The following is a 15256-nucleotide window of genomic DNA, read 5'->3' as shown; positions in this document are numbered from 1 at the left end:
GGCCAACCCTTTTCCTTTCAAAGCTAAGAATCTGATTCTTAGCCATGATCTACACTTCAACAGCATGGCTGGTTTCAGAAGAATCCAAAGGTTTTTTTCTATTCATCGAGGATGCTTTTGGCATTTGCATCCACAAACACCACAAGATCAACCCCATTCCAATCCAACCCATTGTACTGATACGCTCTCCTACAATCATCACAGCCATAACCGTCGCAATTGCAGGCTCTAACAAAGTAATCAGGGTTGCCTGACTCGCTTCAACAAACTTCAAACCATAACCAAACAAAACATAGCCTAAGAACATAGGAACCACAGCCATGTACACCGCTACACATGCATTCGTTGTTGAAGAAAACAGATGGTCTCCGGTCAGCAATAACGAAGGCAGCAACACCACTGCCGCCAAACCAAACATGCTAGCCATCGCAGATTTGGAATGAATACCCTGTTCGATCATCCCTTTGGCCGCCCACGAATAGAGTGCATAACTTAACCCAGCACCTAATCCCAACAAAACTCCAAGATAATGCATAGATAACTGCAAGCCTGTTACCTGAGATTGTTCCTTACCCAAGGTCAGTAAAATGATACCCATCGCACCTATTGCAAAGCTCACCATCCACAGCCTAGAAACCAATTTCTTGCCAATCAGACGCTCTAACAACACAGTAAAGAATGGAGCACTAGCGATAGAGACCACTGTTCCAACCGCAACACCCGACAACCGCATAGATGAATAAAAGGCCAGCGGATAGAGCGCAACCGCCACTCCACCGACCAACATCAATCTCCAATTCGTTCGTAATTTTGAGGAATCGTTCAGAAGCTCTGAAAACGCAAACATCACCAGCAAAAACCCACCGCCACCCATAGCAAAAGCGCCAGTAGCCAATGGACTCACATCAGGAGTAAAACTGGCGGCTGTGCCTGTCGTCCCCCAGAAAACACAGGCAATAACAATAGCGAACAAACCGCGCCCTGAATGATCTTGAAATAGCATTGACCTTCCTCGACTCACTGACATGTTTAATTACATGCACCAAGTCTAAGAGAAGAATAAAACAAAATTATGCAGATCAGACGCTATTGTCGTTTAAAAAGGCGTTTATTTATTGAGAGAATTGCTTGGGTGATAATCCAAAGTGATTTGAAAATCGACGTCCAAAAGATGAGAGATCCGCATAGCCCACCTGTTCAGCCACCAACTGAATAGGATAATCGGTGTGCATCAACAAGGCTTTGGCCTTTTCCATTCGCTCCTTGGTGATGTATTGCATCACACTGAGACCCACCTGCTCTTTAAACACTTTCTTGAATTGAGTAGGACTAAGACACGCAACCTTCGCGAGCTCGTCAATCAGCAACTTATCAGTCAAATGATCGGATATATGCTCCAACACCGCACGTAATCGATGATCAACTTGCTTAAAGAAGTGTTGCTCCGAAAGCAAAAGCACAAAGGTTTCGAACATCGACCGCTCAAGCTCTGGATTAACCTGATGCTCTAACTGCTTCTCGATGAAATTAAGATAACTGATCAAAGGAGCGGTGATGGAGAACACCAGGCAGTCAGACTGCGCCAGATTTTCGGGTAAATCAGACAAATCTGCCACCACAAAACGGGCTTCTTCATTAGCAGTAAAGTGGTGCATGGTACCAGTATGAATCACCACGCACTCACCGGGTGCCACCTTGCCAGAATAACCTTCCAGTTCAATATTGATGACACCACGCAACGGCAACACTAACTGATGATAATCGTGGGAATGGCCTCTGCGTTGGCGGCTGTAGGAGCGAATGGAGAGTGAGTTGGGCATGAGTTAAGTCAGTTTCATCTAGTTATAAGCGAGCATCAGTCCTAAAACCATCCATATAATAAATTTCATTATGACTCCACTTATCAATACCATAAACCTTAACTCCTTTCGCCACGATAATAGCTATAGAGCTAGCGCCATGTAATGGAGGAATCATCACATCTCTATCCACAAAATATACATTGTGATCACGGACTTTTACTTCTTTTAGATAACTTTCTTCTGCTCCTTCTTCCCAGGCTTTTATTTCAGCTGGAGTTGCAGGTTTCGCAATTGAAAAAAAATGTAGTTTTATCGATTCAAGTAAAGACTGCGACTTTTCATTAGCTCTTTGGATATCGTGGTTCATACTCCAAAGCTGAGACTGAGCATTATGTAACTGCTGCTTTAAGGTCTCAGTTTCACTAGTTAATTCAGTTATATTCTTTGCTGACTCCTGTTTTTTCACTGCCTGCTTAATTTTGGCGCAACTACCTGTTACTGCATCAGTAAAAACTGGATCCTGCTCATCATAAAATGATGCAGTTACACCAGCTAAATCTGTCGGCAAACGGAATGTTATCTCTGCAGATTTTGGAACTAGAATAAAACACTTTTCCAGCCCCAGAGCACCAATAAACATCCCAAGCTCAAGAATTACATTATCCCGAACAGTGCTATATTCTTTTTCTCTAATAAGCGCCTTATCATCAGGATGAAAGACAAAAACAGCATAATCAGCTTCTTTTGTTTTATTCATGAGTGTTGTAATGGTTACCGATGATAAATCAAAAGCATTCTCCCAAAGCCTAACTCTCATTTCGTTCTCAAGCTTGATATGCACTGCTTCAGCGACTGAAATTGCCTCAGTTGATGAAGCAATGAATATAGTTGGCTTATCACTCATAATTCTTCCCTTCTCTTTATTTGATGAATTAAATCACCAAGTTAAGATAGCACTTTCCCCATACTTTTACGCATGAAGTTCACTATCCTTCAACACTCTTAGTAGATTACTCACCCCAATCCTCCAACAAAAACTGCCAAACAGCTTCAACCGCGCGGGTTCGCTCACCCATACACACCAGATTAATGGGGCTTGTTTCAGGGTGTGCCCAATCCGTTAACACCGGAGTTAATTGCCCGGAATCTAACTCCTTAGCAATAAACTTAGGATCAATCATGGTAATACCCAGTCCTTCGCAAGCCATATCAACCAACACCCGACTGTTATCTGTTTTGATGGCAGGTGTTACTTCGATGGTTTCAGTATGCCCGTGCTTGTCCTGAAAAGGCCAGAAGGTAAACTTCCCAAACACCAGACAGTCATGATTGATTAATTCATGTGGCGATTGAGGTTCGCCTCTTTCCGTCAGATACTCCTCTGACGCGAACCAGCCCCAGCATTTCTCACTGATTTTACGGGCAATTAATGAAGAATCCGGCAATTGACCGATACGAATGGCAATGTCCACTTTCTCTGCCAGTAAATCAACGTTGCGATCATCCAGGCTTAATTCCAGCTCAATATCCGGGTAGGCTTTTCTCAGCTTTTTCATCGCAGGAACAAGGTAGCCCTGCCCCATCAAAATACTCGCACTGATTTTCACCCGGCCTTTTGGTGAAGCATGAGCATCATCCACTACCCCATTAAGATTGGTTAATACCGATTGCAAATTACTGGTTTCAAGCAGCAAGTTCCTACCTACATCCGTCAAACGAAGTTGTCGGGTAGTTCGCTGAAGAAGTGGCTGCCCGACGTGTTCCTCAAGTTGCCGAATTTTCTTACTCACTGAGGAACGAGGAAGATCCAGCTCATTAGCTGCCGCTTGAAAGCTGCCTCGTTCGGCCACTAAGTGAAATACATGGAGCAAAGGAAGATTAAGATATGACATGCTGTGCCTTACGGTTTGTTGCCGTGCGTTCTTATTAACGTGCGCTCTTACTGACGTGCACTCTGATCAAGTGAATGCCCGTTTAGTAGCCGGCTATTTGTTTCCATAAAAGAACCAGTAAGTAATCATATTGGTATCTTATTAGCAACCTATCAAGCTGATACTCTGTTTGGATTGAATAAACATCGTCATTCAACACTACAGAGGAAGTCACATCATGAACGGAAAAACCATCCTGATTACTGGCGGCACAGCGGGTATTGGCCGCGCACTGGCGGAACGTCTGGTTAGCCAAGGCAACCAAGTCATTATTACCGGTCGGGATCAAAGCAAAATCGATGAAACCGTGCTCTCGCTTGGGTGCGCAGGCTATATGGCAGACAGCGCCAATCCCAAACAACTTCAACAACTTTCGACCGCCCTTCAAAAAGACAACATCCAGCTTGATGGATTGGTGTTAAACGCAGGCGTGTTTTATCCAGAAGCCTTTGCAGACATCAGCGAAGAAGCGTTCGACCGTACCATGAACATCAACACCAAAGGGCCGTTCATCACCCTACAGGCGCTGCTTCCTACGCTGAAAAAACCATCCAGCGTAGTGTTTGTTTCCAGTATTGCAGTGACTAAAGCCTTCCCTCATGGTGCTGTGTACTCCGCCAGCAAAGCAGCCTTTGAAGCCATTGCCCAAGTAGCCAACCTGGAACTGGCGCCACAAGGCATCAGAATCAACTCTGTTCGCCCAGGCGTTACTGCCACAGAAATTCAAGGAAAGGCAGGTATGACCTCGGAGCAACAGAATGAATTCTTTGAAACACTGAACACAACCCCGCTGGGCAGAGTTATGACTCCCGAAGATCAAATCGGAGCCATTGAATTCTTACTGTCGGATCAATCAGTGGCGATGCGCAATGCAGTGATCGAAGTGGATGGTGGGTATTTGCTTTAACCGTTCATGTGATGCCAAAGATTAAGGCCAGCAGTTATTGCTGGCCATTCTGCATATCAATGAAATAAACTCTGCAACCAACGAAGGTCTTCCGGGCCCAGCCCCGCTTTTTTATGCAGTTTCTTGTTCTTTAAAACATCTTGATAGCAGTGATAGACCGCCTTTTCAGTAAGCTGTCGCCATCGCTCGTTGCCCAACTCTGGGATACTTCCGTTGCTCAGGTTCACATCAACCAACGGATCATGTTCGTCTTCCGTTGTCCGTAACGCCAGTTCGAGCCCCTGTAAAATAGGGTTTTCAACTTTAAGGGTATTAGCTTCAGAGAACTGTTGGATAACGGAAGTTTCAGCTTCTTTCGCTGCCTTCTTGAGCTGTGCATCGGTCAGCTTTTCTCCGACAGGTCGTAAGCCATATTTGTTGGCAAGACTCCCTATACCAGGTAGCAGTGCTTTCGCAGCGATACCCGCACCCACCAGAGGATTAAAAACAGCGGCAACACCACCCACCAACAATATGCCATAGGTTAATTTGGAATCTAACGAGTCAATATCGTCCGCCAGACGCTCCAAGGTATGTTTATCATTCGCTTTCCGTTCATTGGACAGCTGAACAGCACTCTGAATCATTTGCTCCCTTAACAGGGCTTCATAATGAAAATTTGGAAAATGGAAGATTCGTCGCTTGGGAAGGTCATTTATTTCAGGAACAGATTCAGGCAAGCAGCGCATGGTGTGCAAAGAAAAACCCGTTTCAGAAAGACGATACGGCACCACAAAGTAATGCTTTTCGTCATAGAGAGCATCAAACTTGTCGGTCCTTTCCGAAGAGACAAAGATCGGTAACCCGCTCACTACCTCTTTAACCAAGTTCATTTTAGAGCTGAACTCTTCGACAACCTTGGCGCTCATTGAATTCAACGCCAGCTTGCTTTGCTCTATGTATTTTTTCATAGTGCGTTGGCCGTTCTTATTAATGGCAAGTAGTAGGGAGCATTTTCATGCCCCCTATCTGTGTTACTTATTATTAATTCCACGAAGTAACACAGCCAGACTTAAAGTATACGTAATAAGCCCCTCCCCTTGGCAACCTATAGACCCACTGCGATCTACCCATAGAGTAATTATTTATTTTACTAGGCATGCCCCAAGCACCTCGAACACCGCTAGTAGTCATTCCTTTTTTTAACCTTTTCTGAATTTTCAGTCTTCTAAGTTCTGTGGAGCTGATAAATACACAAGGGGATTCATCTTCATATGAGCTTCCATCATCGTCTTTAGCATCTGAATCCTCTTTAGACTCATATATTTTTCCACCAGCATCACGACCAACGGCACCACCAACCTTATAATCCCGAACCTCAATTTCCTGACCTTCGCCCTCACAAGGCTGATCACTGAATACGGTCTGATTATTCGGGCCTTTACACTGATAAATTGGTGAAGCATTCAAACTTAAACTGAAAAAAGTGGAAAGCAGAAACGGTATAACTAATGAAAGCGGTGCGAGTTTCATAGAACATCCTTATTCTTCAATATCGAGTCAAACATCCCATGTTTGAGAAAACAGTATGTAATTCGGGGAAACAAAATACTAACCGGTTTGGTGTTAAATAGTAATAAAGCCTATAAGTTAATTCCCTATTCTGGCAACGTCTCAAAACCCGGTACGTTGTCCATAGACTTTGTCCACTCCGCCTGACTTTTCATGAAAATCTTTGCATTTGGAGTCTTATCTATCGGTGTATCTAAACTGCCCGCAGGAACAACCACAAAGCCTAAATTTTCGGCATGTGTTGGTACAGCAGAACCGCAGTTTTGACAAAAGCTTTTTGAATGTTGAGTCTCTGGCAATTGAAAGGTTTTAACCAAGTCTCTGCCTTTTCGCCAAGTAAGTGTTCCCGAGGTTGAGAACAGGTTGGCCGCATGTGCTGAGCCCGTATCTTTTTGACAATGCTGACAATGACAAAGAAAGAAGGAGTCGAACTCCCCTGACAATTCAAACGCAACACTTCCACACAAACATGAGCCTTTATGTATTTTCATTTCCAATCCTTGATTACCATGCTTTAGAGCTTTCAGGCTTTGACAAGTCTAGTGTCATTGGCATAAACCGAATACCGTTGTAATCACCTTCTTCACCCGTGCATTCAAATCCCAGAGATTCGTAAAAACTCACGGCATTAATCGACGAACGAAGGTTCACCTGCTTAGCCTGGGTTTCCTTCACTACATAATCAAGAAGTGCCTTTCCCACGCCCATACCTTGGCAAGATTTCGATACAAACAAGTGAGTGAGGTAATCCGCATTTCGTAACGCAGCTACCCCGACAATATCACCAGAAATGACCGCTTTAACAGAGAGGTAGTTTGATTCTGTAAGAATGGTTTTAAGGTCGGGCAGCACACGGGTTTGGAATTCCGCCCGCCCCTGCTCGCAGAAATAAGGGAAGATATCTACTTCGGCCACCGAAGAAATCAAGCGGGCAATTGAGTCCAAGTCATCCTGACTTAGTTTTTGAATTTCCATTTCTCTAAGCACTCCAAATTGCCCATTTTGCGCCAGTGTAAATTAGCAATATCCGCCTTATTAACAATATCGCTAATTAATTTTAGGACTCCGATTGGCAAACATAACCAAAGACAGTTGATTCAGAGACAATAGTCTCTCCTTCATTAACCCTGATAAAACGAGCTTCCGGGCCAACTTCTTCCTTACAAGCTCTATCGAAAAAAGCGTTTGCTTCCTGTTCTGGTTCAATCTTCAATAACGTAAAACTGCCATCTTTGTTTGGCCGTAGCGTCTGTGTAATTTCAATGATCCGATCACGTGCGTCAGACACAGATACGGTTTTATAAATAAGCTCACTTGCCTGACTTAACTGAGCACTTAGAACTAGCGTTAAAAAGCCACATACCTGTGATATACGCATTTGAAAATCCCTCTCAAAATTAGTTGATTAGCCGGTCATAATACCCAGATTAATATTAAGAAAAGCATAAGAAAAAACAATCACAACTCACCAAAGCTCAATCCATATTTTGCTAATAGCTGTTTGACTCGATGAGAGTCATTATTCGATTTCTTCTCTTCACGGCTTACATTAAAGAGCGTTCTTCCGGCTTCTGCCATTGAACCAGATTGCCTACAGACTTCAATCAGATGGGCGAGTTTTAGTTGATCGAAATAGTCCATTTGATTGATCGCGTCTGTATCCATTACCTCCGAAATCACCTTGATTGATTGCCACCCTGAGCTTGAATCTGGCTTCCACTTTCGTCTCAAACGACTGATTTCTTCTTCAACCACATCAACCGTAATGCGCCCGCCATCCGACAGGGTTGCCATGCGAGTGATACTGGCATTCAAATCCCGAAAATTGGCTGACCACAGTGCTTCTGAAGAACGACTGAAAGCCAGGTATTTATCCCGAGCGGCTTTGTTAAAACTCACCAGATAACCCGACTTGCCGGAAAATACTTCCAGTTCATAGTCGATGTTTGGTTCCAAATCCTCAATGCGCTCTTTCAACGACGGCAGTTGATACGTCCAAAGATCAATCCGAGCCAACAAGTCTTCCCGGAAAGCGCCCTCACTGGATAACCTATTCAGGTCTCTATTTGTCCCTGCTATTAGCTGGAAGTCACTGGTCACTTCTTTATCTGAACCGAAGGGCATGAAACGCTTATCTTCGATGGCCCGAAGCAACATCGCTTGTTCATCCAACCCTAATTCACCAATTTCATCGAGGAACAGCATGCCTTGATTGGCTTCCCTTAGTAACCCCGGTCGATCCGTAGTTGCGCCGGTGAACGCGCCTTTCTTATGGCCGAACAACGCCGACATCGCATTTTCACCACGCAGGGTGGCGCAATTCACCGAGACTAAACGACCCGACAGCTTACCTCGCTGCTTCCTGAGTTCGTAAACCCGTTGAGCCAGTTGCGACTTCCCTGCCCCGGTTGGCCCGGTAATCAGAATGGATTCATTAGAACGAACAGACACCTTCTCCAATTGTTCAATCATGGTATTGAACGCCGGATTATTCGTCTCAATTCCACCTTTTAGATACGTGGTACCTTCGTGGTGTTCTTTTTGGAACCGGGACGCAATCTGATCGTACTTCGACAAATCGAGATCAATGATCTGATATTGCCCCGGAAGATTGCTGTTTCGATTAGCCGGAGACGTTTGCAATAACTTGCCTGGCAAGTAGCCCGCTTCCGTCAACAAATACAAACAAATCTGCGCAACGTGCGTGCCGGTGGTAATGTGGGTCAGATAATTCTCTTTACCAGGTTTGAAAGAGTAGGCACGTACAAAATCCAGCAACTGACTGTAAACGCTTTCAAAGTCCCAAGGATCACTGAAATTCACACGATGAAAGACCACCTCTGTCTCAGGAGAAACTCTGGCGATGTCTTCTTTCACCTGCTCAGCCAAGCTTAATGAGTGATTGTCGAAGAGCAATTCAAGACGATCAATCAACAGATCATCGTGCTGACACATGGATACGGTAGGACGCCACTTATCCCATCGCTTCTCACCTCGACCACGCCTATCCATCGTGGTGCCTAAAATACTAATAGCAACTGTCTTCATAACCATCAAACACACAAAACAAACATCAATATATCTATCAAATATATTATATAACTATCTTTTTAGATAGCTATACACAAGACACACAGTTAACTCCAAGAGAATAAAAATACACAAAAAAATATTTTTACCGTTTAAAATCAATCGGTTAAAAATTATTTTCCCGTTAATTTCAAAAGTTGGCACCCTACTCGCTATATCTAATTCAAAAACAAATATCACTAAATAAAGAACGACATTAAGAGCAGTAATTGAAAACAAGGAATACAGCGATGACTCATCAACCTTATGAAGTAATGCAAGATGGCGGCGTGCCAATCAAGTCCTGGACGAAGGGCGTACCTTTTGAGTCTGAAGCCAAAGAACAGTTGAAGAACATCTCAAGGATGCCCTTTATCCATAAGTGGGTGGCCGCCATGCCAGACGTACACCTTGGGAAAGGCGCAACCATCGGAAGCGTGGTCCCGACACTAGGCGCCGTTATTCCCGCCGCCGTGGGCGTGGACATCGGTTGCGGCATGATGGCGGTTCGAACCAGCATGCACGCTTCGCAACTCCCGGATAATTTATCGGGCGTGCGTTCAGCCATTGAACAAGCGGTGCCTCACGGACGATCAGCACGAGCCCGAGGTGGACGAGATAAAGGTGCCTGGAATGATGCACCTAACGACGTAATGACAGCCTGGGCACCGTTGGCCACTCAGTTCGATGTATTAAAGGAAAAACACCCGGTGTTGAAAAACACCAACAACTTAAACCATTTGGGAACCTTGGGCACAGGTAACCACTTCATTGAAATGTGTCTGGATGAGCACGGTAGTGTGTGGCTGATGCTGCATAGTGGGTCTAGAGGTGTGGGAAACCGCATCGGTACACACTTTATTGAACTGGCTAAAAAGGATATGGAGCGTTGGCATATCCATTTGCCCGATTCCGACCTGGCCTATCTACCGGAAGGATCGGATCATTTTGAACAATACGTGGAAGCGGTTGAATGGGCGCAGGACTTCGCTCGAACTAACCGCGAAGTAATGATGAACCGAGTCATTCTGGCGGTAAGAAAGGCATTAGGTATCGACTTTGAAGCACGAATGGAAGCGGTGAACTGCCACCATAACTATGTATCGAGAGAACATCACTACGGGAAAGATGTGCTGGTGACACGTAAAGGCGCAGTTCGAGCGCGTAAAAATGAACTGGGGATCATCCCCGGAAGCATGGGCGCTAAATCCTTCATCGTCCGAGGCTTGGGAAATGAAGAAAGTTTCTGCAGTTGCAGCCACGGTGCGGGTCGAGTGATGTCTCGAACCAAAGCCAAGAAACTGGTCTCTTTGGAAGAGCACCGTCAGGCCACAGCCGATGTGGAATGCCGAAAAGATGCAGGCGTGATTGATGAAACACCATCAGCGTATAAGCCCATTGAGAAAGTAATGGAAGCACAGAAAGACTTGGTTGAAATCGTCTATACGCTAAAACAAGTGGTCTGTGTAAAAGGATAAAGCATGATCGAAATTAACGGACAACTCGGTGAAGGCGGCGGACAAATCTTCCGCACCTCACTGACGTTATCAATGCACCTTGGCAAACCGGTTCGGATCTACAACATCCGGGCAGGCCGCTCAAAGCCCGGTTTATTACGGCAGCATTTAACGTGCCTAAAAGCCGCACAAGCCATTTGTGGTGCAGAGGTTTCAGGCGCAGAACTTGGTTCGACGGACGTAACCTTCAAACCAGGAAAGATTGAATCGGGAGACTACCGGTTCGCGATTGGCTCAGCAGGCAGTACCAGTTTGGTCTTCCAAACCGTCTTTTTGCCACTGTGCTTTTCTGACGGAACCAGTGAAATAACCCTGGAAGGCGGCACCCATAACGGTTCTGCCCCCAGCTTTGACTTTATTGAGCAAAGCTTCCTGCCGGTGATCAATCAACTGGGATACCGAGCAGAGGTCAAACTGGAACAATACGGTTTCTACCCTGCCGGTGGCGGTGCATGGCGAGTAAGAATTCAGCCAACAAGAGTTCAGCCAACCAATGGGCTTCAACCGCTTGAGATGATGCATCGAGGGGAAATACTGGAACGCATGGCAATGGCAACATCGTCGCGCATTCCCAGAAGCGTCAATGAACGGGAATTAACACAGGTAAAGAAAAAATGCGCATGGCCCGATGAGGCGCTGCAACAACAAATGGTGTCGTCACAAGGCCCGGGGAACATCCTGTCGCTGCGTGTGAAAAGCCAGCACCTTGTTGAAGTTATTGAAGTGGTCGGCGAAAAACGCGTCAGCGCAGAAAAGGTAGCACATCAGGCAATTGAAGAACTGCGAGACTATCTGACAACCGATGTACCTGTTGGAAAGCACTTGGCAGATCAACTCTTGCTGCCAATGGTGTTAGGTGCTGGCGGTCAATTTACCACGCTGAAACCAACCCAACACCTATTAACCAACATTGATGTGATTGAGAGCTTTACAGATATCAACATAACCTTAGAGCAAACAGATACAAACACTTGGTGTGTGAAGGTTCGGAAATAGAGATACAGAAATAAAAGTTCATCACCAAGTGATCACGAATGCAAACCCACCGAAAAAACGGTGTGTTTCAACAGAGTTTAGGAAGACCTCAAATTTGTGGTGCTGATTCTGAATGTCAGCCCGGCACAAGCATAAGTAATGTGATGTGTACCAATTTGACTAATGGCCTGAACACCGACTTGCTAGCTCAATGGGTAGAGCGCTCGACAACCATCGAGAGGTCACAGGTTCGAATCCTGTGCAAGTCCCGTCACTTTCACTGACGTTTGGTAGAGGCAAATGCCTTGGGGTTCGAGTCCCCACCAGGAATTCCATCCTGTAAAAAAACGAGGCTCATAGCTGCCACTGTTTTTCTGTTTTCAAAGAAGTGATCGCCGTAAAGAGATCAGTTTCTGCAAAATCGGTTAGACAGTGAAAGCGCTAACCAACTAGCCGCTGATGGTGGGCAGTTAGGCACGGCGTTCAGCAACGTCCAACGTAACTTTTGGGTAGACAATTTTTACCCGAAGTACCTATGACCGCTTGTTGTTCTCCCTGCTTAATTCAAGCGATCAGCCCCTAGTTTGTCAGGTGGGCCTCACTCTTAAACAATCGCTTGTAACGAGCATAAAGATTAAAGGTAAAAACCATGCTTCCATGGAAAACAATAGACATAGCAGATAACGAGCGAGCCTTACTCTTTAAGAGGAATAGATTTGAAAGAATCTTAAATCCTGGCCGCCATAAAATATGGGTAACGGCCGGTAATGTTCGCATTGAAAAATACGACATCACTGATGTGATATTCGATAACGCACAGGCCAAATTTTTATTAGCCACTCATGGCAAGGCCTTCGAAGCCTATGTAGAAACGTTCGAAATGACAGACGATCAAATCGGACTCTTTTACCGCGACGGTCACTTAGTGGATATATTAAAGCCTGGGACCTTCCTGGCTGCGTGGAAAGGCATTGAAAACCATCGAGTAGAGCGCGTGAACATCAATCAGGACTATCGCTTGAGTGATCAGCACCTTGGATTGCTGGCCCGAGGGCATACCCTCAGCCGAAGCCCTCAGGTGCTATCTGCAATTTATTACACTGAAATCGCAGACGAACACGTTGGCCTTCTTTCCGTTAACGGAAAACTCGAACAGATTTTGCCTTCAGGCAGTTATGGGTATTGGAAATACAACCGCTCAATTTCAGTGAAACAGCTGGATATGAGGCTTCAAGGCATTGAGGTCAGTGGGCAGGAGATCCTGACTAAAGACAGAGTGAGTTTGCGAATCAATTTAAGTGGCAGCTACAAAATCGTAGATCCAAACATTGTCGCAACCAAACTCAATGACTATTCCAGCTTCTTGTATCGAGAATTGCAGCTTAGGTTGCGAGAAGCGGTAGGTACCCAAACCTTGGATACATTGCTTGAAGATAAAAACAGTCTGAACGGTTTAATTGAAACTGGCATTCAGGAGAAAGCTGCTGAATACGGAATTCATGTAGCTAGTATTGGGGTAAAAGACATCATATTACCCGGTGATATGAAGCAAATCTTGAATCAGGTGGTGGAAGCTCAAAAAGAGTCCGAAGCGAACCTGATCAAGCGCCGAGAAGAGACTCAAGCCATGCGCTCTCTTCACAACACCGCGAAAATGATGGAAAACAACCCAACATTACTAAGACTAAAAGAACTGGAAGCGTTGGAAAGAGTGACTGCACGCATCAACAACATCTCCGTCTATGGCGGTCTGGATGCGGTACTAACGGACTTAGTTAAACTCCGACCAGGTAAAGCTTCTTAGCGCCGACCGTACCTCACCTCGTACAAAGATCAGGGAGGTACGGAGGCGCCCCCATCAAAAGAAGCTGCTAAAACAATTTATTATTCAAGCGCATTTATGTCGTCGGACACAAATACGAGCCAACCAATGGCACTTCAACTCTCTCCACCTTCAAACACCCTTCAACGTCTATATCCAAAGGATTGGTAGAAATCCGAGAATCATCCACTGGCACGATCGAGTTTTGAATGTGGTATTGATAGACCCCCTCCTCTTCAGGATAGGAGAATTCCATTCCGGATAGGGTTTCTGTGTCTTCCTGTCGCAGAGCAAAACGACTGTGAACCACAAAGTGATCCGAATGCTCCTCGACATTTTGCTCAAGCAGTACCGCAAAGTCTTCGTAGCATTCAAACAACAGCATCTCATAATCGTATTGGGTTCGATCGTCCCTATTGAGCAGCGGCTTAAAGTACACATACGGCTGGCAACGAGTTTCGCCCTTATAAAGCAGCTCGATACCGTCTTCATCTTGCTCCACGATACTGAAGTCACGTTTGCTAAGAATTAATGTTTGATCGAAGTTGATCTGGTTAATGGTTACATCGTCCATAGTTAATACTTCTTCTAATTTACCGATTCGGGGGCGAGCGCTTTACCGTTGTCTGCGCTCAGGTTAATCATTATCTGCAGTGATATTTAGATAGAGGTCGTAACGACCACCACCAGGTTCAAATACCGCTCGCATCCGCTCTTTCTGGCCTTTGGTAAACATCACCAAAACGTCATCGTCCGAGTAATCCATAAAGTTCATGAACATATCATTGCTGCCGCAAGAACTTGAAGGATGAGTTGGTTTCCCTTCATATTGATTCAAAGCCGTCGGTGTATCGTCGACCAAATCTGATGCTTCGCACGAGCCATTAGTAGCAAAAATATGACGCAGATCGAGCCAATGGCCTATTTCATGGGTTGCGGTTCTACCCTTAGTATGCGCGCCATAAAAAGGTGGCACAGTTCCTATTGCCCGATAATCCAAAACCACACCGTCCGTTAATGGGTTACCTCCAGGTGACTGAGCCCTGCCCACGGCCCCCACATTGCCGTTACGATCTGCGGTGTCATAGAGCCAAATGTTTAAGTATTGGTCAGTTGGCCAGGCATCTCTTCCACCGGCATTGGTGAAATGTACGCCGTCTAAATCTACAAAGCTTCGTTCTGTGCGGGTAATACCATTAGTAGGTAAGCCATCAGGGTTGATTTCGGCCATTTTAAATTCGATACCCACATCCGCAACAAAGGGCTGAAACTCTTCGGGAACCGTGTTTAGGTCTTCGTTCAAAGCCCTAAAGTCTTTATTCAACACTGCAATCTGAGACAAAATTTTCTCATCGGAGAGATTAGAGTCAGGGTATTCATCTTCGTAAAGAACGTGCACCACCACAGGAATAGTTAAGACGCTGGAAGGTTCTGTTGGATCAGGATTTAACGGCGTACCGCTGTTGCCCCCTCCGCCTCCACCACCGCAAGCGACAAGGCCTGACACCATTAGAAGATAACCCAATCCTTTGTTCATTTTTTATAAGTCCCTTATGTTCAGTTGCAAAAACACGTTGCGAAGGCCTAGCCAAAGACCAACAAAACCAATGTAAATCAAAGATATAGAATGAAAACACAAACTTGCAGATATAAACAAACTTATCAATAGAACTTAAGCATGA

16 protein-coding genes and 1 tRNA gene are annotated in these 15256 nt (G+C 45.2%); 5 read left to right on the top strand and 12 right to left on the bottom strand.

Annotated elements, in window-relative coordinates:
* Nucleotides 1-49 precede the first annotated feature (49 nt).
* The 4 genes from ACFOEK_RS08345 to ACFOEK_RS08330 form a co-directional block, all read right to left on the bottom strand.
* Complete coding sequence (locus ACFOEK_RS08345) at nucleotides 50-1003, bottom strand: DMT family transporter (protein WP_386719055.1); 954 nt, start codon at nucleotides 1001-1003, stop codon at nucleotides 50-52.
* A 109-nt stretch (nucleotides 1004-1112) separates the two neighbouring features.
* Nucleotides 1113-1820, bottom strand: coding sequence for an AraC family transcriptional regulator (locus ACFOEK_RS08340; RefSeq protein WP_386719052.1), 708 nt, complete (start codon nucleotides 1818-1820; stop codon nucleotides 1113-1115).
* A 22-nt stretch (nucleotides 1821-1842) separates the two neighbouring features.
* Complete coding sequence (locus ACFOEK_RS08335; RefSeq protein WP_386719050.1) at nucleotides 1843-2706, bottom strand: TIR domain-containing protein; 864 nt, start codon at nucleotides 2704-2706, stop codon at nucleotides 1843-1845.
* Nucleotides 2707-2812: 106 nt separating this feature from the next.
* On the bottom strand, nucleotides 2813-3694 hold the full coding sequence (locus ACFOEK_RS08330; RefSeq protein ID WP_386719047.1) for a LysR family transcriptional regulator: 882 nt from the start codon (nucleotides 3692-3694) through the stop codon (nucleotides 2813-2815).
* Nucleotides 3695-3911: 217 nt separating this feature from the next.
* Here ACFOEK_RS08330 and ACFOEK_RS08325 point away from each other — a divergent pair, with 217 nt between their 5' ends.
* Nucleotides 3912-4640, top strand: a complete 729-nt coding sequence (locus ACFOEK_RS08325; RefSeq protein WP_386719044.1) for an SDR family NAD(P)-dependent oxidoreductase — start codon at nucleotides 3912-3914, stop codon at nucleotides 4638-4640.
* A 56-nt stretch (nucleotides 4641-4696) separates the two neighbouring features.
* On the opposite strand, the gene ACFOEK_RS08320 is transcribed toward ACFOEK_RS08325, so the two are convergent.
* The 6 genes from ACFOEK_RS08320 to rtcR form a co-directional block, all read right to left on the bottom strand.
* Entirely contained in the window at nucleotides 4697-5590 is an 894-nt protein-coding gene (locus tag ACFOEK_RS08320; RefSeq protein ID WP_386719041.1) for a hypothetical protein, read from the bottom strand.
* Nucleotides 5591-5663: 73 nt separating this feature from the next.
* The gene (locus tag ACFOEK_RS08315) at nucleotides 5664-6152 is read right to left on the bottom strand and encodes a DUF4124 domain-containing protein (RefSeq protein WP_386719038.1); all 489 of its coding nucleotides are present in this window, start codon (nucleotides 6150-6152) and stop codon (nucleotides 5664-5666) included.
* 125 nt (nucleotides 6153-6277) lie between these two features.
* Nucleotides 6278-6682, bottom strand: a complete 405-nt coding sequence (locus ACFOEK_RS08310; protein ID WP_386719036.1) for a GFA family protein — start codon at nucleotides 6680-6682, stop codon at nucleotides 6278-6280.
* A 13-nt stretch (nucleotides 6683-6695) separates the two neighbouring features.
* The gene (locus ACFOEK_RS08305) at nucleotides 6696-7166 is read right to left on the bottom strand and encodes a GNAT family N-acetyltransferase (RefSeq protein WP_386719033.1); all 471 of its coding nucleotides are present in this window, start codon (nucleotides 7164-7166) and stop codon (nucleotides 6696-6698) included.
* Between the two features lie 82 nt (nucleotides 7167-7248).
* Nucleotides 7249-7569, bottom strand: a complete 321-nt coding sequence (locus tag ACFOEK_RS08300; protein ID WP_386719030.1) for a hypothetical protein — start codon at nucleotides 7567-7569, stop codon at nucleotides 7249-7251.
* A gap of 80 nt (nucleotides 7570-7649) precedes the next feature.
* Nucleotides 7650-9239: an RNA repair transcriptional activator RtcR gene (gene rtcR, locus ACFOEK_RS08295; protein ID WP_386719028.1), complete on the bottom strand. Its 1590-nt coding sequence runs from the start codon at nucleotides 9237-9239 to the stop codon at nucleotides 7650-7652.
* 272 nt (nucleotides 9240-9511) lie between these two features.
* Between rtcR and ACFOEK_RS08290 the strand changes: the two genes are divergently transcribed.
* From ACFOEK_RS08290 to ACFOEK_RS08275, 4 genes are all read left to right on the top strand, one after another.
* Nucleotides 9512-10738, top strand: coding sequence for an RtcB family protein (locus ACFOEK_RS08290; RefSeq protein ID WP_386719025.1), 1227 nt, complete (start codon nucleotides 9512-9514; stop codon nucleotides 10736-10738).
* Between the two features lie 3 nt (nucleotides 10739-10741).
* Complete coding sequence (rtcA, locus tag ACFOEK_RS08285) at nucleotides 10742-11773, top strand: RNA 3'-terminal phosphate cyclase (RefSeq protein ID WP_386719023.1); 1032 nt, start codon at nucleotides 10742-10744, stop codon at nucleotides 11771-11773.
* Nucleotides 11774-11949: 176 nt separating this feature from the next.
* Nucleotides 11950-12021: transfer RNA gene (locus ACFOEK_RS08280), tRNA-OTHER, on the top strand.
* A 380-nt stretch (nucleotides 12022-12401) separates the two neighbouring features.
* Entirely contained in the window at nucleotides 12402-13556 is a 1155-nt protein-coding gene (locus tag ACFOEK_RS08275; RefSeq protein ID WP_386719020.1) for a slipin family protein, read from the top strand.
* 94 nt (nucleotides 13557-13650) lie between these two features.
* Here ACFOEK_RS08275 and ACFOEK_RS08270 read toward each other — a convergent pair whose 3' ends face one another.
* Together ACFOEK_RS08270 and ACFOEK_RS08265 are read right to left on the bottom strand one after the other, a co-directional pair.
* Entirely contained in the window at nucleotides 13651-14148 is a 498-nt protein-coding gene (locus tag ACFOEK_RS08270; protein ID WP_386719017.1) for a hypothetical protein, read from the bottom strand.
* A gap of 63 nt (nucleotides 14149-14211) precedes the next feature.
* Nucleotides 14212-15111, bottom strand: coding sequence for a zinc metalloprotease (locus ACFOEK_RS08265; RefSeq protein ID WP_386719014.1), 900 nt, complete (start codon nucleotides 15109-15111; stop codon nucleotides 14212-14214).
* Nucleotides 15112-15256: the final 145 nt, after the last annotated feature.

The sequence above is a fragment of the Litoribrevibacter euphylliae genome (genome assembly GCF_042646085.1).
Taxonomy (GTDB): Bacteria; Pseudomonadota; Gammaproteobacteria; order Pseudomonadales; family Litoribrevibacteraceae; genus Litoribrevibacter; species Litoribrevibacter euphylliae.
The sequence above is the reverse complement of the archived record's forward strand: the minus strand, read 5'-3'. Positions and strand labels throughout refer to the sequence as shown.